This window comes from Vreelandella aquamarina, assembly GCF_044805175.1.
GTDB lineage: Bacteria > Pseudomonadota > Gammaproteobacteria > Pseudomonadales > Halomonadaceae > Vreelandella > Vreelandella aquamarina_B.
In genome coordinates, this window is sequence record NZ_CP085232.1 from 97,891 (window position 1) to 119,299 (window position 21,409).

24 protein-coding genes are annotated in these 21,409 nt (G+C 52.5%); 12 read left to right on the forward strand and 12 right to left on the reverse strand.

Annotated elements, in window-relative coordinates:
• Positions 1–29: 29 nt before the first annotated feature.
• From fliP to fliF, 11 genes are all read right to left on the reverse strand, one after another.
• Positions 30–758, reverse strand: coding sequence for a flagellar type III secretion system pore protein FliP (gene fliP, locus LG300_RS00445; RefSeq protein WP_404376474.1), 729 nt, complete (start codon positions 756–758; stop codon positions 30–32).
• Positions 759–805: 47 nt separating this feature from the next.
• On the reverse strand, positions 806–1,240 hold the full coding sequence (fliO, locus tag LG300_RS00450) for a flagellar biosynthetic protein FliO (protein WP_404376475.1): 435 nt from the start codon (positions 1,238–1,240) through the stop codon (positions 806–808).
• Positions 1,237–1,755, reverse strand: a complete 519-nt coding sequence (fliN, locus tag LG300_RS00455; RefSeq protein WP_404376476.1) for a flagellar motor switch protein FliN — start codon at positions 1,753–1,755, stop codon at positions 1,237–1,239. The genes fliO and fliN overlap by 4 nt, the downstream gene beginning before the upstream one ends.
• Positions 1,752–2,807: a flagellar motor switch protein FliM gene (gene fliM / locus LG300_RS00460; protein ID WP_404376477.1), complete on the reverse strand. Its 1,056-nt coding sequence runs from the start codon at positions 2,805–2,807 to the stop codon at positions 1,752–1,754. Before fliM ends, fliN begins: the two co-directional genes overlap by 4 nt.
• 21 nt (positions 2,808–2,828) lie before the next feature.
• On the reverse strand, positions 2,829–3,305 hold the full coding sequence (gene fliL, locus LG300_RS00465) for a flagellar basal body-associated protein FliL (RefSeq protein ID WP_404376478.1): 477 nt from the start codon (positions 3,303–3,305) through the stop codon (positions 2,829–2,831).
• 160 nt (positions 3,306–3,465) lie between these two features.
• On the reverse strand, positions 3,466–4,755 hold the full coding sequence (locus LG300_RS00470) for a flagellar hook-length control protein FliK (protein ID WP_404376480.1): 1,290 nt from the start codon (positions 4,753–4,755) through the stop codon (positions 3,466–3,468).
• Positions 4,756–4,781: 26 nt separating this feature from the next.
• Positions 4,782–5,234: a flagellar export protein FliJ gene (gene fliJ, locus LG300_RS00475; RefSeq protein ID WP_404376482.1), complete on the reverse strand. Its 453-nt coding sequence runs from the start codon at positions 5,232–5,234 to the stop codon at positions 4,782–4,784.
• Positions 5,235–6,623: a flagellar protein export ATPase FliI gene (fliI, locus tag LG300_RS00480; protein ID WP_404376483.1), complete on the reverse strand. Its 1,389-nt coding sequence runs from the start codon at positions 6,621–6,623 to the stop codon at positions 5,235–5,237.
• 4 nt (positions 6,624–6,627) lie between these two features.
• Positions 6,628–7,392, reverse strand: coding sequence for a flagellar assembly protein FliH (locus tag LG300_RS00485; protein WP_404376484.1), 765 nt, complete (start codon positions 7,390–7,392; stop codon positions 6,628–6,630).
• On the reverse strand, positions 7,385–8,389 hold the full coding sequence (gene fliG, locus LG300_RS00490; protein ID WP_404376486.1) for a flagellar motor switch protein FliG: 1,005 nt from the start codon (positions 8,387–8,389) through the stop codon (positions 7,385–7,387). Before fliG ends, LG300_RS00485 begins: the two co-directional genes overlap by 8 nt.
• Positions 8,382–10,145: a flagellar basal-body MS-ring/collar protein FliF gene (gene fliF / locus LG300_RS00495; protein ID WP_404376487.1), complete on the reverse strand. Its 1,764-nt coding sequence runs from the start codon at positions 10,143–10,145 to the stop codon at positions 8,382–8,384. The genes fliG and fliF overlap by 8 nt, the downstream gene beginning before the upstream one ends.
• A gap of 255 nt (positions 10,146–10,400) precedes the next feature.
• Between fliF and fliE the strand changes: the two genes are divergently transcribed.
• Positions 10,401–10,727 carry a flagellar hook-basal body complex protein FliE gene (gene fliE, locus LG300_RS00500; RefSeq protein WP_404376488.1) on the forward strand — a complete coding sequence of 109 codons (327 nt, stop codon included), beginning with the start codon at positions 10,401–10,403 and terminating at the stop codon, positions 10,725–10,727.
• A 144-nt stretch (positions 10,728–10,871) separates the two neighbouring features.
• On the opposite strand, the gene LG300_RS00505 is transcribed toward fliE, so the two are convergent.
• Positions 10,872–11,237, reverse strand: coding sequence for a flagellar protein FlaG (locus LG300_RS00505; protein ID WP_404376489.1), 366 nt, complete (start codon positions 11,235–11,237; stop codon positions 10,872–10,874).
• Positions 11,238–11,518: 281 nt separating this feature from the next.
• Here LG300_RS00505 and LG300_RS00510 point away from each other — a divergent pair, with 281 nt between their 5' ends.
• The 11 genes from LG300_RS00510 (at position 11,519) to cheW (ending at position 21,301) form a co-directional block, all read left to right on the forward strand.
• Positions 11,519–13,210 (forward strand): HD domain-containing phosphohydrolase, encoded by a 1,692-nt coding sequence (locus LG300_RS00510; RefSeq protein ID WP_404376490.1) that lies wholly within the window; start codon positions 11,519–11,521, stop codon positions 13,208–13,210.
• A 191-nt stretch (positions 13,211–13,401) separates the two neighbouring features.
• On the forward strand, positions 13,402–13,818 hold the full coding sequence (gene fliS / locus LG300_RS00515; RefSeq protein ID WP_404376491.1) for a flagellar export chaperone FliS: 417 nt from the start codon (positions 13,402–13,404) through the stop codon (positions 13,816–13,818).
• 7 nt (positions 13,819–13,825) lie between these two features.
• A complete protein-coding gene (gene fliT, locus LG300_RS00520) occupies positions 13,826–14,233 on the forward strand; it encodes a flagellar protein FliT (protein WP_404376492.1) in 408 nt (135 codons plus the stop codon).
• Complete coding sequence (locus tag LG300_RS00525; RefSeq protein ID WP_404376493.1) at positions 14,230–15,441, forward strand: flagellar hook-length control protein FliK; 1,212 nt, start codon at positions 14,230–14,232, stop codon at positions 15,439–15,441. Before fliT ends, LG300_RS00525 begins: the two co-directional genes overlap by 4 nt.
• Positions 15,425–15,718, forward strand: coding sequence for an EscU/YscU/HrcU family type III secretion system export apparatus switch protein (locus tag LG300_RS00530; protein ID WP_404376494.1), 294 nt, complete (start codon positions 15,425–15,427; stop codon positions 15,716–15,718). Before LG300_RS00525 ends, LG300_RS00530 begins: the two co-directional genes overlap by 17 nt.
• Positions 15,719–15,825: 107 nt before the next feature.
• Positions 15,826–16,158 (forward strand): flagellar transcriptional regulator FlhD, encoded by a 333-nt coding sequence (flhD, locus tag LG300_RS00535; RefSeq protein ID WP_404376495.1) that lies wholly within the window; start codon positions 15,826–15,828, stop codon positions 16,156–16,158.
• Positions 16,155–16,679: a flagellar transcriptional regulator FlhC gene (flhC, locus tag LG300_RS00540; RefSeq protein WP_404376496.1), complete on the forward strand. Its 525-nt coding sequence runs from the start codon at positions 16,155–16,157 to the stop codon at positions 16,677–16,679. Before flhD ends, flhC begins: the two co-directional genes overlap by 4 nt.
• Before the next feature lie 213 nt (positions 16,680–16,892).
• Complete coding sequence (motA, locus tag LG300_RS00545) at positions 16,893–17,762, forward strand: flagellar motor stator protein MotA (RefSeq protein ID WP_404376497.1); 870 nt, start codon at positions 16,893–16,895, stop codon at positions 17,760–17,762.
• Complete coding sequence (gene motB / locus LG300_RS00550; protein WP_404376498.1) at positions 17,759–18,679, forward strand: flagellar motor protein MotB; 921 nt, start codon at positions 17,759–17,761, stop codon at positions 18,677–18,679. The genes motA and motB overlap by 4 nt, the downstream gene beginning before the upstream one ends.
• Positions 18,680–18,722: 43 nt before the next feature.
• Entirely contained in the window at positions 18,723–20,804 is a 2,082-nt protein-coding gene (gene cheA / locus LG300_RS00555) for a chemotaxis protein CheA (RefSeq protein WP_404376499.1), read from the forward strand.
• Positions 20,801–21,301: a chemotaxis protein CheW gene (cheW, locus tag LG300_RS00560; protein ID WP_044629561.1), complete on the forward strand. Its 501-nt coding sequence runs from the start codon at positions 20,801–20,803 to the stop codon at positions 21,299–21,301. Before cheA ends, cheW begins: the two co-directional genes overlap by 4 nt.
• The last annotated feature ends 108 nt before the right edge of the window (positions 21,302–21,409 follow it).

Consider the following 21,409-nt stretch of genomic DNA (forward strand, 5'->3'; position numbering starts at 1 on the left):
ATTAGTGCTCCTCGTCGCACCCCGCGACATTAAATCATATAAAAGCTCTCTGCCAGCGAACCTATAATAAGCTGCCAACCATCAACCAACACAAAGAGCATGAGCTTAAATGGCAGCGAAATAGTGATTGGCGGCACCATCATCATACCCAACGCCATCAGCGTACTGGCCACTACAAGGTCAATGATTAAAAAAGGGATAAAGATGGTAAAGCCAATTTGAAAGGCGGTCTTAAGTTCACTGGTGACAAAGGCAGGCAGCAAGACGCGCATTGGTAGCTCTTCCGGCCCCTGTAAGGGGCCTACGTCGGCTAGCCGAACGAAGAGTGCCAAGTCTGGCTCACGCGTTTGAGCCAGCATGAATTCGCGAAAGGGTAACTGCGCGCGAAGTAGGAACTCCTCAAAGTTGATGACTTCATCCGTTAGTGGCACCCAGGCGGTATCATATACTTGGTTGAGTACGGGGGACATAATAAAAAACGTTAAGAAGAGCGCGATACCCAATAGTACCTGGTTGGGCGGTGTGGCCTGGGTGCCCATCGCTGTTCTCAGCAGGCTGAGTACAATAATGATGCGGGTAAAGCTGGTCATCATCAGTAGCATCGCTGGCAAAAACGCCAGGGAGCTTAAAAACAGCAGTGTTTGTAGGGAGAGAGACCACTGCTGGCCACCGTCTTCTGTGGGTTGTGAAACTAACCCTGGCAGCTGCTGAGCGTGGCTGGGAAAAGCCATCAGGCAGCCGATGATGAGAATACTCATCAGCCACCAGTGACGCGAAGAGAACCAGGCAAAATGCTGAGCGGTTTTCATGAGGTATGTTGAGAGTCGGAGGAAGTGCTATCGCCTTTGCTGCGACTATTGGCGATAGCGTTAGCTAAGCGTTGTGAGAAGCGATTCGGCGGATTGGGTGGTGTAGATGTGCGGTCAGCGGGCGCTGGGCGCTCATGCAGTTTACTAATACGGCCGCCACTAACGCCTAGCACAAGCCACGTATCTTCAATTTCAACAACGACGATGCGCTCACGGTTACCCACGGCGGTAGTTCCTACTATGCGCAATCGAGCACCCTGATCGTAGCGGTGTTGCTGCCAACGTTTGAGCACAGAGGTGCACAGCAGAATGATTGCTATCACCAGCGCTAGCGCGGCCGCTGTTTTACCTAGTGCTGCCATACCAACTAAGGCATCACCGCCACCGTTACTTAACGCATCAATGGGAGTCTGGGGGGGCACGACACTCATCGGTTTAGTTTGTGGATGCGCTCAGAGGGCGTGATAATCTCAGTGATACGGATGCCGTATTTATCTTCGATAACGACTACTTCCCCTTGGGCAATTAGATAACCATTGATTAGGATATCCATCGGTTCACCGGCCAATCCTTCAAGCTCGATGACAGAGCCTTGAGCAAGCTCAAGGAGCTGCTTAATTGTCAGCTTAGTACGCCCTAATTCCACCGTAAGCTTGACTGGAATATCCATGATCATTTCAAGATCACGGGGCTGCGTACTGCCTTTTTCTGCGTTCAAAGGGCGAAATACTTCATCGCTGGCGGGCTTGGCCTGCGGTGCCTCTGGCTCAGGTTCATCTTCTGCTTCGGACTGTTCAGCTGCCTCTTGCTCTGCCATAGCAGCCGCCCAGGGGTCATCTTCATCGCTCGCTGCGTCGGCGCTGGATGATGTATCCTCTTGCTCAGACATGGCTTCCGCCCAATCGTCATCAGAGACTTTTTGATCGGGTTTGTTAGGGTCAGTCATGCTTTGGGTTCCTTGGCTTTCTGTCGCGTTGAACCTTTAATAAAGTCCTTGGACGATACGTTATTCATAGCAGCATGGTCGATCATTCTCAGAACACGCAGGGCGCGTTGCTGGCGCTGGCTACCGTATTCGCACTCCATCACTGGGACGCCGTCAACGTTGGCGGTAATCGTACTGGGAATCTCCACCGGCAGGACATCCCCTTTCTTTAACCCCATGATATGGGCAATGCGGCTAGGGATCTGAGTAAACTCTGCGACCAGCTCGACTTCGGATTGACGCAGCTCGCTAGCCATACGTCGTGACCAAGAGCCATCACTATCGTGGTTGCTGTCGTTAATCGGGTTAACCAGCAGGTCGCGTAGTGGCTCGATCATTGCGTAGGGCATGCATATCTGAAAACTGCTCGATAGATTGCCTACTTCAATATTGAACTTGGTATTTACCACGATCTCATTGGGTGAGTTAGTGATATTGGCAAACTTAGACTGTACCTCGGAGCGCAAGAAGTTGACGTCGATTGGGTAGACCACTTTCCAGGCTTCTTGGTAAGCGTCGATGGCAAGGTTGAGCAGGCGTTGGATAATACGCTGTTCGGTATTCGTAAACTCACGCCCATCTGATTTGGTGACAAAGCGCCCATCGCCACCGAACAGGTTATCTACCACCATAAACACGAGATTGGGTGGGAACACCACCAATGCAGAGCCTCGCATCGGCTTCATTGACACAATATTGAGGTTGGTCGGTACTGGAACGTTGCGTGAAAAATCGCTAAAGCTTTGATAGCGAACCGATTCCACCGTGATATCTGAGCTGCGGCGAATCAAGTTAAATAAGCCGTTGCGAAAATACCGAGCAAAACGCTCATTGATAAAGTCGAGTGCGTGTAGGCGTTCGCGAATAACCCGGTGCTGAGTTGACGGGTCATACGGGCGAATACGTGTTTCTTCTTTTGACTGAGACGACGATGCTGAAGGTTCGTCATCCCCACTGACCCCTTTTAGGAGGGCGTCAATTTCTTCCTGGGACAGTAGATCGTCCTGTGACATGAACGGCTCCGGTTCCCGAGATTATTGCACGATAAATTCGGTAAACAGCACTTCCCGTAGATCGAGAGGCGGCTGATTTTCGGTGAGAGGCACGCTCAAGCGGTTAATAATCTCCTGGGCCAGCTGTTCCTTCCCCTCTGTCGAGGTCAGTTCGTCAGCTTGCTTGCCAGATAATAGAATTAACAAGCGGCTGCGAACCTGCGGCATATGCTCTTCGATAATGACTTTGCTTTGCTCGTTGCCAACACGTAGCGTAATACCCGTATAGAGTAAGCGTGATCCATAGCGGTCGTCAGATAAGTTAACGGTGAATGGCTCAATATGAGTGAATACGGGGGGGATGCGCTCGACAGTCTGCTGCTGGGCCTCGCCACCGCCGTTACTTCCCCGTTGGTCAAGCACCAAATAAATAGCCGCTGCTGCTCCTGCTGAAGAGAGCAGTACGAGGATAATCATTACCCAAAGCAGTTTTTTAGATCCGCCGCTTGATTCTGCCATTGTTGTTCCCATGATGTTCACGCATGACGCTAGCCAAGCATTATGCCTAACGCGGGTGATAATGAAGAAACGAACAGGCTCCCTTGGAGAGCCTATCTTTTGGTTTAGCTAGTTAATACTGCCGGTACGACTCAAATCATAACGGTGAACAAGCTATAATTTAAGCATAAAGGTCAACGCGCCCGTCTATCGTGATAGAGGTACCTTCAGGTGTGGGTGCTCCAATCTCGCTCTCAATGCCAGTACTTCCACTGTCACCAGTAGAGCCTGCACCTGTGCTCTGCTGAGCAAATGCTTCTCGCTCGTTAGAGAAGCCTTGCTCACCCACAGACGTGTCGCTCAGTGAAATACCCTGTTCGGCCAGTGCTTCACGCAGTTGAGGGATTGCCTGTTCAATGATCTGTCGGACTTGGGCGTGAGCAGATAAAAAGTGAGCTTGTGCGCCATGCTCGGTCATTTTTAATGAGACAGAGAGTGGCCCAAGCTCAGCAGGGTGCAGTTTCATTTGCACATGCTGCTCTCCCCCTCGCTGGGCAAATTGAACAAGCTGCTGGCCTAATTGTGATGGCCATGCGGGGTTAGTAACAGGGGTGTTCAATGACGTTTGCAAAGAGACTGTGCCTGGTGCACTAGACGTGAGTGCTTGCTGTGGCGCAGCAGAGGGCAAATTTAGCGCAGCCTCATTATGAGCAGCCATACGTGGAGCAGAGTCAGTTGTAGCGCCACCAACGGCTGCTGCACTGGCTAACGCTTCGCTAGTTAGGCGAACCATACTAGTTGCCGTGTCATAAGTTGAAGGCGCATTCAGAGCAGTAGGTGCTGCCAGTTTATGGTCTGCAGCCGTATTCGCGGCGCTAGCAGGCATCAAGTTAGCTATTTTTTGGCTTAGTGATTCGGCAGAAGTACTGAAGCCTGCGTTATTAGGTGTACTGCCCTGTAAAGTGCTGAAAGCACTGATAAGCAAAGCAGCTTCCTGCTCACTAATCGACAATTGGCTTGCAATGGCTTCTGCAGAAGTAGCCTCTTTAGGTGTAGGCTTCGGGGTAGCAGTCTCGCCAGTAAACGCTGCCATTAGCGAGAGGCGGCTAGAGATTTCTTGTAGCGCAGTCAGAGGCATGCCTGCGGTATCACCTGATTCGGTGGTTAGGCCAAGCTGCTCCGACGGCGGCTGGCTTAGCTGCTGCAATTGTTCAAATAGACCGGCAAGCGCACCTTCGTCTAGTTCAATACCTAACGACTCTAGCAGTGTGGCAAACTTATGCGTTGCGTTTTCGCTGATACCGGTGGGAGCGGTGGAGGTCCCGTTTGATAGGCGTGGCTGGGAATCGGTGGCCTGCATCATTGCCTGCCGAAAAAGCCCGTTTGAAAAGCTTGGTGTGCCCGTCGTTGGTGAGGTTGACGCGCCACTACCTTGGCTTTGGTTCGCAGAAAGTAACATCTGGATATTCATAGATATATTATTTCCCGGTAGGGCGCTTAAAGTGGTTTATCAGACTGCTGACGAGCCAAACGGCTAGTAACTAAATCATCTGTGGTTTTTTGCTCGTGACGCGCTTGGCGGCGATGCTCCTCTAATAGCCGCCGTGAGGCCAGTGTATCGTAAGAGGAGAGTTTTCGCTGCTCTTGCTGCCAATGCTGCTGGCTTTGTTGAACGCGTTTTTGCTGTGCAGCCAATGCTTGTCTTGCTCGGACGAGGGCAGCATCCAGCGAGGCTAAGAACTGTTGATAATTATACATGGTAGCGGGGTCAATGCCGTCACGCATGGCGTGCTGTAAACGCTCTGCATACTCAACGCGATAGCGGTTGAGTGACTGCAGCTGGGCTTCTGTCTGCTGCTGGGTTTGACGCTCTTGGGCTAGCAGTTTGCTTGCCTGGTCGCGGGCATCACGGGCCAGGTCTGTCAGCATGTCGAGCTGGTTGCGACTCATTTAGCCTCCCACTACCGTGCGCAACGCTTGGTGTGATTCCTCAAGCGTTGCACATTCATCAATGTTCTGTTGAAGAAACCGCTCTAAAGCAGGAAAACGGTTTACTGCTTCATCAAGCCGCGGGTCATGCCCGGGGCTGTAGGCCCCTACGCTAATCAGGTCTCGATTGCGCTGATAGCGAGAAAAAATTTGCTTAAAGGTGCGCGCTTTCTGTTGCTGTTCAGGTGACACTATCGCCGTCATTGCACGGCTAATAGATGCTTCTATATCGATGGCTGGATAGTGTCCTGCTTCTGCCAGTGCACGAGAGAGGACAATATGACCATCTAAAATAGCCCTGGCTGAGTCAGCGATGGGGTCTTGCTGGTCATCGCCTTCGGTCAGGACGGTGTAAAACGCAGTAATAGAACCGCCGCCGCGCTCAGCATTGCCAGCTCGTTCAACCAAGCCGGGTAGCTTAGCAAAGACCGAGGGTGGATACCCTTTCGTGGCAGGGGGTTCGCCGATAGCTAACGCGATCTCTCGCTGCGCCATGGCGTAACGCGTTAGAGAGTCCATTATCAATAGTACATTGCGGCCAGCATCCCTAAAACCTTCGGCAATACGCGTGGCGTATGCTGCCCCCTGTAGGCGCTGCAGTGGTGACGTATCGGCGGGGGCTGCGACCACGACCGCGCGGCGCCTGCCTTCAGGGCCTAAGATATTATCAATAAAGTCTTGTACTTCGCGGCCACGCTCTCCAATTAAGCCAACAACGATCACATCTGCCTGGGTATAGCGTGCCATCATACCTAGCAGCACCGACTTACCCACACCTGAGCCTGCGAATAGCCCCATGCGCTGGCCACGGCCCACGCTGAGAAGGGCATTAATGGCCCGGATGCCAACATCTATTTGAGTATCAATGGGCGCGCGTGAAAGAGGGTTAAGTGGCCTAGCTTGTAGGGTTGTACGTGGCGCATCCTCCACACCTTCACGGTCATCCAGCGGGTTGCCATTTCCATCCAATACGCGGCCTAGAAGATCATCACCAATCGGGAAGCGCCGAGCACTATGGCCACTGCCATCGACTAAGGGAGTGACGCGTGCCCCAGGCATGAGTCCAGAGATTTCTTCTAAAGGCATTAAGAACAGCTTTTCACCAGCAAAACCGACCACTTCAGCTTCTGCATGTTTTTGGCTATCGTTGAGTCGGCCATCAGCCCCTGGCAGTTCAATATGACAAGCACTACCTACAGCCACCCGTAAGCCGACGACTTCAATGACCATCCCCGTTGCGCGTACTACCCGCCCACTGGTGCGATAGCGGGGCAGGCGGTCGACTCGCTGGGTAGTGCGCTGCAGTGCCTTGCGCCAGCGGTGTTGATGAGGACAGGTGACGTGGTTCATCGCGTTACTCGGAGGGCGTCGCGTTGTTGCCATGTCGTTTGCGCAGCTGTGCATTAATACTTTGCCAGCGGCTCTCAAACGTGGCGTCTAGTTCACCCTGGGCACTGGTGACGCGGCAGCCGCCACGGGCCAGCTGGTCATCGGGTTGTAGCACCCAGCCTGCTGCTTCTAGTTCGCCGCCAAGGTGCTCTTCAACCAGGGTATGGTCTGTCGGATTAAGCCATAGGCGTTGTTTGCCGACTAATGGCGGCTCGGTATGCAGTAGCTCGCGAACGATGGACAAAATATGCTCAGGGTGTGCCTCTAGTGCGTCTCCTGCCAGCTGTTTGCCTGTTGCCAGGGCAAGCTCAGCGAGGTCGTGGGCGATGGTGTCGTCGAGCTGCTCAAGGGCATCTGTAAACTGCTTTGCTAGCGCCTCAAGCGGTGCAACTGTTTGGCGAACTTGCTCTTTAAGCTCTTTGGCCGCTTGTTCGCGACCCTCGCTCAGCCCTTGAGCAAGCCCCTCTTCGTGACCGCGCTTCAAACCCGCTTGATAGCCCTCTTCCTCGGCTGCTTGGCGAAGCTGTTCATAAATTTCTTGCCGCTTTTTTTCCTCACGAGCTCTTGCTTCTTCGGCGGCACGTTGGGCGGCTTCCACTTTGCGCTGGTGAGCGGTAGGGCCTGGTGCATGCCGCTGGGACGTGTCACTGGCTGGTGTTGCCAGTTCGTTCATTTGCCAGCGCCGCCACTCCTTGTGGCGATCAAATTTGGGTGAGTGAGTACTAGACATACTCGTCGTCTCCGCCTGCTAGGACGATCTCTCCAGAATCTGCTAAGCGGCGCACGATTTGTAGGATAGCTTTTTGCTCGGTTTCCACTTGCGAGACACGGATGGGGCCACGTGCCTCCATGTCCTCGCGCACTAGGTCGGCGGCACGCTGCGACATATTGCGCAGGAACTTGTCCACCAGGGCGTCCGGTGCTCCTTTGAGCGCTACCACCAGTGAATTGGTTTCCACCTCCTGAAGCACCATCTGAATAGCACGATTGTCCAGATCGAGCAGGTTCTCGAAGAGGAACATCTCGTCGATGATCTTCTGGGCAAGGTCTTCGCTGTGCGAACGAACGGTTTCGATAGCCACCTCTTCTTGAGAAGAGTTCATCAAGTTGAGGATTTCTGCCGCTGTTCTTACGCCGCCCATTTTGCTGCGCTTGAGATTCTGGCCGTCCAGCATGCTGGTAAGCACTTCGGTAAGCTCCTGCAAGGCAGCAGGTTGTACGCCGCTAAAGGTAGCGATCCGAAGTACCACGTCGTTACGTAGCTTCTCTTCGAATAGTTCGAGAATATCCGCAGCCTGATGGCGATCCAGGTGTACCAGGATGGTGGCGATGATCTGCGGATGCTCGTCGCGGATCAGCTCCGATACCATGGAGGCTTCCATCAGGTTGAGCGCATCAATGCCTGAGTTTTCACCGGTTGTTTCAAGGATGTCCTCAATTAAGCTGGTAGCACGCTCACTGCCCAGTGCTTTGGTGAGTACCGAGCGAATGTGTTCGCTGGAGTTGAGGTTAAGTGCTACGAACTCTTCGGTTTCTTGATGGAAAGCCTCAAGTACGGCTTTCATATCTTCATGAGATATTTGGTGAAGCCGTGCCATCTCCATACTGATCTCTTGTACTTCGTTGGCGCTAAGGAACTTAAAAATTTCGGCAGCGCTGTCTTCATCAAGCGCCAGCAGGAGAATGGCGCTTTTACGAGCGCCGCTCATTTCGGCAATGCTAGTCATTAGCGTTCATCCAGCTGCGAATAATCATAGCGACCATACGAGGATCTTCCTGGGCCATTTCTCGCAGGTCGTTAAGATTGTGTTCGTAAAGCGACGTTTTGCGGCGGCGCTTGGGCTTGCTGCTGTAGGTATCCTCGTCATCGGATGCCTCGGCTCCTTCGCCCTCCTGATCATCCTCATCGCCACCCACGCTGGTGCTTAACGTGCCACCTGGCATTGTGGCTGCCATCACTGGTGGCTGGGTATAGCGCTTGATGAGCGGTCGCAAAATCAGCAGGTAGAGTAACAATGCCGCTAGGGCAACCAATAAGTAGCGTCCAAGGTTGGCGGCTATTGCTAGGTTATCGGGATGTTGCCACCAAACCGGCTCGACTCGGGTGTCATCATCGCCAGCGAAGGGTGTGTTAACCACTTCAACTTGATCGCCGCGTAGCTCAGAGAAGCCCATTGCTTGCTGTACCAAGCGCTCAATTTGGGCAATCTCTTCATTACTGAGTGCTACCTGCTCAACCTCACCCTCTTCATTGGTGACATTGCGGAAGTTCACAACAACGGCGGCTGACAGCCGCTGTATCTGGCCGAGCCGGTGCTGAATGTGCTCGATGCTACGATCTACTTCGTAGTTAATAACATCTTCCTGGCGTAGGCTGCGTAAGGCACCGGGCTCAACCTCTTCATCATTTGCCCCATTTTCTTCATCAGGCTGGTTGATGAGTGATGGAGCAACGCCCGGCGGTGTATTGCTCAGTGCGCCTGGAATACCGGTGGCCAACGGGTCTTCGCCGTCGTAAGAGAGGTTAATTTGGCGACTGCGTACGGCGGATTCATTAGGGGGCTGGTTAGGGGTATAGCGCTCAGAAGTCTCTTCCCGGCGTGAAAAATCAATTTGTGCAGCTACTTGGGCGCGCACATTGTCACTGCCCACGATAGGCGAAAGAATATTTTCAATACGCTGCTGATAAGAGCGCTCTACTTCGCCGATGTATGCTAACTGCGTGCCGTCTAGATCGTTACCCTGAGCGCTATTAGCCGTGAGTAGGCGGCCATTCTGATCGACGACCGTGACATCTTCTGTGGCGAGTTCAGGCACACTGCTAGATACCATATGAACAATGGCGCTGACTTGCCCTTCCCCAAGGACACGGCCTGGCAGAAGCGTTAGCACCACCGAAGCTTTGGCAGGCTCACGGTCACGGATAAACACAGATGGCTTTGCCATCGATAGGTGTACGCGCACACTTTCGACGGGGCCTAGTGATTCAATAGAGCGTGCCAGCTCGCCTTCCAGCCCACGTTGAAAGTTAACCTGTTCCGCAAACTGGCTAATGCCGAACGCCTGAGTTTCCATTAGCTCCAGGCCTAGATTGCCACCGCGAGGCAACCCCTGCTCTGCCAATTGGAGTCTGAGGGTATGCACCTGATCGCTGGGCACCAGTAGAGCTTGGCCCCCCTGGCTAAATTCATAGGGTACGCCTCGGCTATCTAGCTCCGAAATAATTCTCCCGCCATCCGCTTCGCTAAGGTTGCTATAGAGAACACGGTACTCAGGGCTGCTTGCCCACATAAATAGTGCGGCAACAATGGCGATAGATGCCGCTGCCGCGATTAATATGACTACCAGCGGGTTGCCGCGCAGCTGTTTTAGAGTGCGCTCAAACGCTGATGAGCCGTTAGGTGCGTTCTCTGCCTCGCCGCTATTGGGGGCATTAGTTGTCGAGCTGTTTTGACGGCCTGCCGTAGCACCAGTTTCGCTCATGCGTCCCTCCATAAGGGCAGGCAAAACGGGTGTCGGCCCAGGCGCATCACCAAAGAAGGCATAGGCTATATCCGTCAATCGCGGTTATCCGCAGGGAAAATAAAGCGGAATTGTGATGGACGCCATTATCCGGTGGCAAGTCGACCATAAATGAACGAAAAGCTTGGCTTTTTGCGCGCATTTGTACGTATGACGTTTTTCCTACTAGTGGTAGGCTTTTAGCACTAAACAATTTCCTGCGAATGAGGCATGCGTATGAGTTCACCTTCAATACAGTCTGCGCTGCAACAGATGCAAGGGCTGGCAGCTCAAGCGGCTCAGCCCATTAAGGGAGAGCACGTGTCAGCAGCGGTTGGGCAGACGGGTTTTGGTAGTGAGCTGCAGGCTTCCATTCAGCGGATCAACCGCTTACAGCAGGCAGCTAATGCTAAGGCAATGGCGTTTCAAGCGGGCGAACCCAATATTGAACTCAATGATGTCATGGTTGATATGCAGAAAGCCAGCGTCGCCTTTCAAATGGGGATGCAGGTGCGTAATCGCCTAGTGACCGCTTATCGTGATGTAATGAATATGCAGGTATAAGGCACGCAACTCCTGTGCTGTGAGCGTCCTGGGCTGTGCGCACTGTGAGAGCGCTGTGGAGAGTGAGGTGTAAACGCTAGGGAGGGTTTTTATCATTCTTTTTGGCTGTACAGAAGGCATCCCCCTGCCTATGTTCACACCCTGCTATATTTTAAGGGAAATCAACCTTCCTTGTAGCTCCTCAAGCCGCTCCGCCATTAGCAGTACTTCCTCTGCCGGTATTTGGCGTATCACGTCGCCCGTTTCGCGATCGATAACGCGAGTGATAACGCGCTTCGATTGTTCGCTAATATCGAACTCTAGGCCCCGTGGTCTAAGAACACTATTGATGCGCTGAATGGGTTCGGCCAGGGCTTCTTGAGTTATCTCTTGGGGTGAGGTTGATTCGCTTTCGCTAATGGAAAGGTCGTACAGTGTTGAGTGTTCAAGAGGCCGCGAGAGGCGATCCTGCACAGAGATAGTGGTTGCTGCCATAGTTGGCGTTGTTGAGTCGATTGGCAGTGGGCCCATAAACAACGTTCCTCTTTAGGTAAGCCTAAGGGCTGGGTAACGTAAACGAGCAAATGCAGAAAGGCCTTTTTACCTTCTGGCTTCAGTGGAAGGTGGCTTCGGTGGCAGGCCTTTTTGACCTATCGGCACGTTTGCCAAAAACTTTACCCTTTTCACTATAGACGAAAAGGCAAGGGGCATCTCTCCTATTGCGGGCATGTGGCTCGCTAAAAGCTTCTGTTATGCTCTGCCGCTTTGTGGTGGGCGTTAACAAATAACGCGTTAGGGAAAGCGAGGCACGCATGGTAGTTCAGCAAGATGAGTACGAAAGCATCACGAGTCCGTCGGCGATTAGTTCTCTCTTAAACACAATGATTGAGAGCGGCGGGGTGTCGCTTTGTTTGGCAACGCCTGATGCACGCCCAGAGCCTGTCGTCTTGATGGAGCAGCACGAGGGCGAGACGCTCGTGCTGGATCTTTCGTCGGTAGACTATCTGCTCAGCCGTTTACAACAAGGTGAGCAGTTCTTTTTGCGTGGTCAATCCCAGGGGAAGGTGGTACGTACACCACTGTTGTCCTTGACGGAAACACGTCGCTCCGGCGGGCGTTTTCTATGCTGTAGTGACTACCCAGCATCAGTTGATGTACTGCAGCGGCGTGAGTCTTATCGTGCTGAATTGCGTATGGGGATGGTCGTTTCTGCAAGTGTCTTTGGGGAGGATGGGGCAGAAGCACAAGGAGAGTTACGTGATCTCTCCCAGGATGGCTGCCAGATTGAGCTGCCATTAACCGCGAGTGGTGTGCTGACAGAAACGGATAATCCACTAAAACTTGCCTTTACATTTCCAAACGGCACTTACTTTGAGGTGCACGGTGTCGCGCGCCATCAAAAAACAGACCCTGAGCGGCACTTGTTGCGGGTTGGTTTTCGCTTTGCAGGCTGCACCTCAGAACAGGAGCGTCAACTTTGGTACTTTGTCTGTGAGATTGAGCGTGAAGCAGCGCGTTATAAAAAAGAAGCTCAAGAGGAGCGACAGCCGTCGCCACTGTTTGAGCAACCGGGCAAACGTACGCCGGACACTGAGCACATTGGCCGACGTGATATCCGCCGCTATGCGACGCCGATGGCACGCCGTCTCGTTAAGGTAGCTGCTTACCTCGATGCCCAGTTATTGCTGCTTCAGAAGGGGAGCGATATAGACTCAAGACAGCTCTCCCGTAACGCTGACCGCTTACTGATGCTGCATGAAGAAGATCGTGAAGCCTTGTTATTCGCTTCCCGCTGTCTATCGTTAGAGCCTCTGTTAGTACGCCATGGCATCGCTGTTGCAATCCATCTGTTGGATCTGGTGGGCGCTAATATGCCGCGGGATGTGCGCAAAGCAATAGTGGCCAGTGGCTTAGTACACGATCTGGGTAAAGCGCTTATCCCTCAAGTCATCTTTAAAGCACCTAATTTCGAAGCGACCCACCGACAGGCGTTGAGTGAGCATGTCTCGCTACTGTTGGCTCGGCTGCACACGTGCCAATGGCTCTCTGCTTCTGTCGCGCAGGCGGTCATTGGTGGAATTAACGAGCGACTTGATGGTAGTGGCTACCCTGAAGGGTTGACTGGGAGCGATATCAACGAGTTAGCAAAGGCAAGCGCAGTGGTAGATGTGGTGGAGGCAATGCGCCGTGATCGCCCAGACCGCCCGGGCCGCACGGCGCAGCAAATTTATCGCCACCTGTTGGCTCACCCACACCAGTTCGATCCTAGGTGGATTAAGCGCTACATCGAACACTTTAAAGTGTTACCCGTAGGTTCGCTGGCACTGTTTTCCAGCGAGCAGCTAGCCTGGATTCTTCGCCTTGACGCCCAAGGTGCCCCCGCAGAGGTTGTGCTTACCCAGCAGCCAGAACCCCCAATGCGTGAAAACTTAGGGCGTGTCGTGCGTGGCGATGTGTTTGAACGGCTTGGTAAGCCTGTCCGAGAGGTGGCGGTTTCTACCTAAGCGGATAAATATCGAGCGTGGCTTCAAAATGACATGCGCTTAAAATTAAAAAGTCATCAGATGTTAAAGTCCGCTGCTGATGCGCCGATATATTTGATAGCTGAGCAAATACGCTCAATCTTGAATAGTAAACAGCGCAACATGGCTTTTCGCCTTGGCTGTTGTTCCACCCTACATAGGAGTGCCCGCTAATGACCTACACTCGCGGTGGCGCCGCTAACGGACGAGGTGCACATGCCTATGCCCGCGTCGGCGTTGAAAGTGGTGTCATGTCAGCTGATCCCCATCAGCTTATCGTGATGCTGTTTGATGGCGCTCAAGCGGCAATCCGTGCAGCGCGTATTCACATGCAGGCTGACAACAGGGCTGAAAAAGGTAAATCAATCTCAAAAGCTCTTGATATTATCAATAACGGCTTAGCCGCCGCGCTTGATCAAGAGAAAGGAGGTGATATTGCCGAGCGCCTTGCGTCGTTATACGACTACATTGCACGCTTGTTGCTGACAGCTAACCTGCGTAACGATGAGGAGAGTCTCAATCAAGCCGAGCGCTTGCTTGAGGACATCGCCTCTGCATGGCGTGAAATTGGTCAACAGCAAAGTGCATGAGGCAAGCATGGCAGCTTCCGAAACAGCCAATAGTAATTCACAGAAATTGCTGTTAGATGCGTATGCAAAACTGCTTGTCCGCGTGAACCACATGCATGAGCTTGCTGATGCAGAGCAGTGGGCAGAGCTGATTGAGCAGCGCAGTAACTATGTAGTGCTGGTTGAAGAACTCCGTGAGCTAGACGCTAACGTTACGCTCGATGCGGCAGGGAAGCAGCGTAAAACAGAGTTGCTTGAGCATATTCTAGAGCATGACGTCGAAATTCGCCGTCGCCTAGTAGCAAGGCGTGATGAGCTTGGCAAGCTGATTGGCGTTACTCAGCGCCAGCGCGACCTACACCGGGCCTATGCACCCCAGCAGGGTGCCTACAACGTCTTTGATAGTGACGCTTCTCAGAATAAGGGGGCATCGTGAGTGGCATTACGCCACTTATCGACACCCTCTTACACCAAGTACTTGGGCGCCAGGGAGAGGTGTCCTCGCAACGTGCGCTTAATGCGCCTGTTCAGCCTGTGTTACCGGGAGAAGGCCCGCGAGCTTTGCAAGGAGATGCAGGGCTAGACGGCCGTCCACTCTCCTCTCCGCTTGGTGATTTAAAGCGACTACCTGGTACACCCGAGGGGCTGCGTCAGCCGCTACCAGGAGGAGTGACAGGAGAAGCCCCTAGTTCCACACAAACGCACTTTAGCCCCGCCGCGCGTACGATTGCAGATGTGTTATTACGCTTTCCAGGGCCGCCAGCGGTGATGAAGCCGCCAGCACCTCTCATGTCTATGCAAGAAGCGCCATCGGCGCCAGTACTGGCAAACCGCTTAGAAGCAAGTATTCGCGATAGCGGTTTATTTTATGAGTCGCATCTGAAACGCTGGTTTCAAGGCGAAGTGTCTCGGCAGCAGCTTTTGCGAGAGCCGCAAATGCAGCCTGGTCCTCGTCCTGCCGCTGCTTTTGTACCTAATTTTCTGTCTACAACACCACCCATGTCACCTTCAGCGTCAGCTCCGCGCTTCATCACAACGCCTGGCATTTTACCTAATACGCCCTTGGTGCCTGTGAGTGGCGAGAAACAGCTGCTGTTGGAGCGCCCAGCGGTAATACTCCCCGCTTCTAATTCACCTGCGCCAGTGGCGGCAGAACGACGAGAGGTTAGTCCAGCTTCGTTGACATTGCCGGTGGCTAGCGAGCTAGAAACGTCTAGTCGTGGCTCACGCGAGATCGTCCATGAGAGCTTGCAAGGCATCGTTCGTCAGCAATTGGAAATGCTGGTGATGCCGACTCTTCGTTGGGAAGGAGATGTGTGGGCGGGTATTTTTATGGCGTTGGTGGTTAACTTGCCAGGGCGTGAAGGGGGAAAAGAGGGGGCGTCGGGAGAAGAGGGTGCAGAGGAGAGCTGGCGCTCGGAAATGCAGTTAGAGGTGCCCAACTTGGGTAGCTTTAGCGTAGCAATATGGCTGCATCAAAAAACGCTGAGTATTGACTTAACCACTGACAATGCTGTCACGCATCAGCATCTTGAGGAGGGGATTGGCTCGCTGGAGCAGCGCTTAAACGCCCTTGATTTTCATAAAGTTCAAGTCAAGGCTAGATTCGTAACATTGGAGCGCCATCATGATGACCTCGGGTGAGCGTCGCCGCCAGGCAGTTGCGCTTGCATATCAAGAAGGTGAGCAGGCGCCACGGGTGGTCGCTAAAGGGTATGGTGAGCTGGCAGAGCGAATCATGGAAGAGGCTCGGCGCCAGGGTATCTATGTGCACGATGCACCGGAATTAGTGGCGCTGCTGATGCAGTTAGATCTTGATGAGGAGATTCCCGCGAGCTTATATCAAGTCGTCGCTGAGCTGCTTGTCTGGGTATTTGAGCTATCAAAGGATGGGCTGGGTCATCGTGAGAGGCTCAAGTAGCCAATACAAGCGTTGTATGCAACCATGATGCTAGGTAATGAAAAAAGTCATCAATGGCGCCAGTATAATGGTCACAATGTCGCGCCTGTGTCGTTCGATGGGACACTATGAGTCAAACAAGCTTTCTCGATGAAATCCAAGAAATTAACCTGGCGTATTTGCTTTTAGCGCAGCGTCTGCTGAGCGAGGATCGTGAAGCAGCTATGTTTCGCCTAAAAATTGATGGGGAACTGGCCGACTTGCTGGTTTCGCTCAATGCTTGGCAGCTCACTAAACTGGCGCGGAGTAACCAATTGATCTGTCGGTTCAGTCACACAAGTGGGCAGCGGTTGCGTCAAATTTTAGAAAACCCCAGAGATCAAGGTTTGTCTGGTTTGCATGCATCTCTGCTCTCGGCCTGTGAACCCTTGGAAACGTTAACCCCAGGAGAGTCGAAGTGAGCCAGAAGAGCTTGGTTGATGAGATGCACCAAGTACAGCTGGCCATTGAGCTGATTGAGTTAGGTGCAAGGCTACAGGTATTGGAGACGGAAACAGAGCTAAGCCGCACCCGGCTAATTAAGCTCTATAAGGAAGTGCGTGGCATGTCTCCGCCGAAAGGGATGTTGCCATTTTCAGCCGACTGGTTCGTGACATGGCTGCCTAATGTGCACTCATCCTTTTTTTACAATATCTATAGAGGCCTGCTGAAAGAGGCCGATTGCGAACGCATCGATGCGTTTGTTAAAGCGTACCGTTTGTACGAAGAGCAGATTTCCCTCGAAGGGGTGGAGCCAGTATTAGGCCTCACCCGTGCTTGGACGCTGGTGCGCTTTTTTGAAAGTGATTTATTACAATTAACTACCTGCACGCGCTGTGAAGGCCACTTTGTTGCCCACGCTCACAGCCCAACCCATGATTATGTGTGTGGAATATGCCAACCGCCTTCGCGCGCCGGTAAAACACGTAAAGCACAGCGCTGAACGTAGAAAATTGTCACGCCACTAGCGGCAGCGCATAGAACAGATACACTACCCCCTGAGCAGTAAAAGACATTGTTACTTTTTCATTGAACAGAGCATGCGCCTTAGTATGATGTGGGTAAGCTGCGCTAGTATGGAGTCCTCCATGCTTTTTAGTGAAGCATCGGACGTGGCTTCGTTGGTAAAAAAACTGATATCGCAAGGACACTGCCTGTGCTGATTCCCTTAGGTTATATCGTCGTACTGCTATCGGTATTTGGTGGTTACATGCTAGCCGGTGGTAGCTTGGGGCCGCTTTATCAGCCTACAGAGTTGCTTATGATTGGTGGTGCTGGGGTGGGTGCCTTTATTGCCGCGAATAATGGTAAGGCTATTAAAGCTACCTTCAAAATACTGCCCAAGCTCAAGCGAACCAAAAAATACAATAAAGCGCTGTACATGGAGTTAATGGCGCTGCAGTACAAGATACTTTCCAAAGTACGTCGTGAGGGCATGCTGGGGATTGAGCGCGACATCGACAACCCGCAAGAGAGTCCACTCTTTCAAGAGCATCCCACTGTGCTGGCGGATCCACACATCATGGACTTTTTAACGGACTATCTACGTTTGATGGTCAGTGGTGGCATGGAGCCAATGGAAATTGATGAACTTATGCTTCATGAGATTGAGGCCTTCGAGCAAGAAGCCCATATTCCTGTCGATGCAATTTCTAAGGTGGGAGACGCGATGCCAGCATTTGGTATCGTCGCCGCGGTGATGGGAGTCATCAAAGCATTAACTTACGCTGATGCCACCCCTGCCCAAATGGGTGAGATGATTGCGCTAGCGCTAGTAGGCACCTTTTTAGGGATTCTGCTGGGTTATGGCTTTATCAGCCCAGTGGCTAGCTATGCTGAGCGTCAAGCGAAAGAAGCGGAAAAAATGCTGCAGTGCATTCGCGTAACATTGCTGGCTAGTCTACACGGCTATGCGCCTCAGTTAGCCGTTGAGTTTGGTCGTAAGGCGCTGCACACCGCCGAGCGCCCAAGTTTCAATGAGCTTGAAGAGTATGTGCGCGACGCCAAAAAAGGCGGCAGTGCATGAGTAAAGGTGGGGACAAGCGCCCAATCGTCATTCGGCGCAAAAAGGTTGTCCATGCCCACCATGGTGGTGCCTGGAAGATTGCCCTGGCAGACTTTATGACCGCGCTAATGGCGCTGTTTCTAGTGATGTGGATTCTCAGCGTCTCAAGTGAAGAAACACGGAGAGGAGTGGCGGAATACTTTAGCACCCCATTAGTCACCGCTATTACCGGCGGTGATATGTCAGGCAGTACGAGCGTTATCCCAGGAGGCGGCCCTGATCCTACGCATAGTGATGGAGAGCGAGCGCGTATTGATGTGTTGCAGCATTCCCGGCCCAGCCCTCAAGAGCGGCGCTTTTTTAATGATTTACAAGAGCGCATTGAGCTTGCGATAGAGCGCGATCCTGAGTTACGTGAATTACGCAATCAGATGCGCTTTGATCTAACGCGTGAGGGACTACGAATTCAGCTTTTAGATACCGAGCAGCGTCCTATGTTCGAACTGGGAAGTGACCAAGTTGCCCCGTACATGCGCGGTCTACTGCGTACTATGGCACCACTTCTCAATGAGCTGCCTAATGATTTAAGCATTAGTGGGCACACGGATAGCGTTCCATATGCAGGGGGATACCGTGGCTATAGCAATTGGGAGCTCTCTAATGACCGCGCGAATGCCTCTCGCAGAGAGCTTGTTGCAGGTGGGCTTGACCCAGATCAGCTTTTACGCGTATCGGGCTTTGCTGACCGTGTCCTCTTGAAAGACACTGCTCCAACTGACCCAATAAATCGACGCATTGAGCTGGTGGTACTCCTGCCTGAAATTGCAGAAGCGATTCGTAACCCCGGTATTCTAGCGCCCGATACTGAAGTATCTGAGGGTGCTGAACCAGAAGAGCTATTGCCACAAAACACGCCACAAGCCAACGACGAGCAATGACCATGGCTTGTCACAAAAATACGACGTTCACGTGGAGCGGTGCATGGATATAGCGGATTTTTTTGACACCTTTTTTGAAGAGGCTGAAGAGCTGCTGGCTGATATGGAGCAGCACTTACTGGAACTGGATGTCGATGATCCGGATGGTGAGCAGTTAAACGCTATCTTCCGCGCAGCCCACTCTATTAAAGGTGGTGCAGGGACCTTCGGTTTTAGCGTGCTGCAAAAAACCACGCATATTTTCGAAAACCTGCTAGATCACGCGCGTAAAGGGGAGTTAACCCTACGTGCTGACCTCGTTGATACCTTTTTAGAGGCTAAAGACATCATGCATGATCAACTCGATGCCTACCGCAACGAGGAAGAACCCAATCAAGAAGCGTATGAGCGGATCTGCCAAACACTGCAGCAAATTGCGCTCGAAGAGATTGGTAAAACGCTTGATGCGCCCGCTGCGGCACCAGCACCCAAGCCAAGCGAGCCTTCTCCAAAGGAAGAGCCAGCGGGTGCAGGTGAACAACACCTTAAAGTGGCGCTGCTCAATGTAGGTGAGAAAGACCGTACCTTGCTGGTAGAAGAGCTTGAGCAGCTGGGCGATATTCAATCTCAGTCAGGTGATGAGAAGCGCTATGAAGTCATCCTAAAAGGTAGCGTTAGTGCAGACGATATTGAAGCCGTGATGTGCTTTATTATCGAATCCGAGCAAGTTGAAATTACCTCGGTAGCTGCAGGTGAGCCTGCGCCAGCGGCAGAACCTGCTGCTAAGGCACCCGCGCCTGCAGACGTAGCAGAAGAAAAGCCTGCTGCGCCAGCGGCTGAAAAAGCTCCTGCCAGCAAAGCGCCCGCAAGCAGTAAACCCGCCAAGGCAGCGCCTAAAAAAGCAGCCGCAGAATCCTCCTCTATCCGTGTGTCTGTCGACAAAGTTGACCAAATCATCAACTTGGTTGGTGAGCTAATCATCACCCAGTCGATGTTGGACCAAACGGTTAGTGATCTTGATGATCAGTCGGTAGGCAACAGCTCACTGCAGAACGGCATGAGCCTGTTACAGCGTAATGCGCGTGACCTTCAGGAAGCGGTCATGTCAATCCGTATGATTCCAATGGAGTTCGTCTTCAGCCGTTTCCCCCGGGTAGTGCGTGATACCGCTGGCAAGCTGGGTAAAGAGATCGAGCTGATTACCGAAGGTAAATCTACTGAGCTAGATAAAAGCCTTGTAGAGCGGATTACCGACCCGTTGACACACCTGGTCCGCAATAGCTTAGACCACGGGATTGAAATGCCCGATGAGCGTGAAGCATTGGGCAAGCCACGTACGGGCAAGTTGGTACTAGCTGCCCGGCACCAGGGTGGCAATATTTTAATTGAAGTACGCGATGACGGTGCCGGCATGGACCGTGATCGCCTACTAGCGAAGGCCCGCGAAAATGGCCTTAATGTCTCTGATACCATGTCAGATGAAGAAGTCTTTCAACTGATTTTTGCGCCTGGTTTCTCAACTGCGAAAGAAGTCACCGACGTATCTGGGCGCGGCGTCGGTATGGATGTTGTTAAGCGTAATATTCAGGGGATGGGCGGGCGCGTTGAAATTCAGTCAAAGAAAGGCGAAGGCACCAACACGCGCATTGTGCTGCCGCTGACGCTTGCCATTCTTGACGGCATGTCGATCAAAGTCGGCAGCGAAACATTTATTTTACCGCTCTCAACTGTTCTTGAGTCACTACAGCCTGCTAAGGGCGATATGTATGCCATGGCAGGTGATGATGTGGTACTCAAAGTACGCGACGAGTATCTACCCGTTATCGCCATTCATGAGGTGCTTGACGTGGAGAATGCCATTACGGATCCCACTAAGAGCATTGCCGTGATTGTGCAGGGTGAGGGGCGCCGCTATGCCATGCTGGTCGACGAGCTCATTGGCCAGCAGCAAGTGGTGGTTAAGAACCTCGAAGATAATTACCGCAAAGTGCCTGGCGTATCGGCGGCTACCATTCTGGGCGATGGTAGCGTTGCGTTAATTCTGGATATCACAGGCTTACACCGTTTAAGCCGTGCGAAAAAAGAAGCAGGGAAAGCCGCTAACCAACCACATCTCTCTTATTACAAGGAGGCTGAGCCCTCATGAGTCAAGCATCTAATGAGGCGGTGCTAGCCGCCGCAGAAGCGGAAAATCGCGAATTTCTGGTGTTCTCGCTCGGTGACGAAGAGTACGCCATTGATATTTTGAAAGTGCAGGAAATTCGTGGGTATGAAAATGTTACCCGAATTGCGAACGCACCTGACTTTATCAAAGGGGTCACTAATCTACGCGGCGTGATCGTTCCGATTGTTGACCTACGCATCAAATTCCATTTAGACAACGTTGAATATGGCGGCCAAACCGTGGTCATCGTCGTCAATGTGGCTGATCGTATTGTGGGTATTGTGGTGGACGGTGTATCTGACGTAATGACACTCACTCCCGACCAGATCAAACCCGCACCAGAGTTTGGTGTAACCCTTTCATCGGACTTCTTGAGTGGTCTGGGCAGCTTGGATGACCGGATGCTAGTGCTGGTAGATATCGATAAGCTGCTTACCAGCGAAGAGATGGCCCTAGTAGATAGCACTAGTAACCGCTAAACGACCCGCCATGGGGCACAGGGAGCGTGCCCGTCCGAGCCAAGAAGCAACCCGTTCTGGTGCAAAGGATAGCACTAGCTAATACGGTTGTGTTTGGAGTAATGCGTG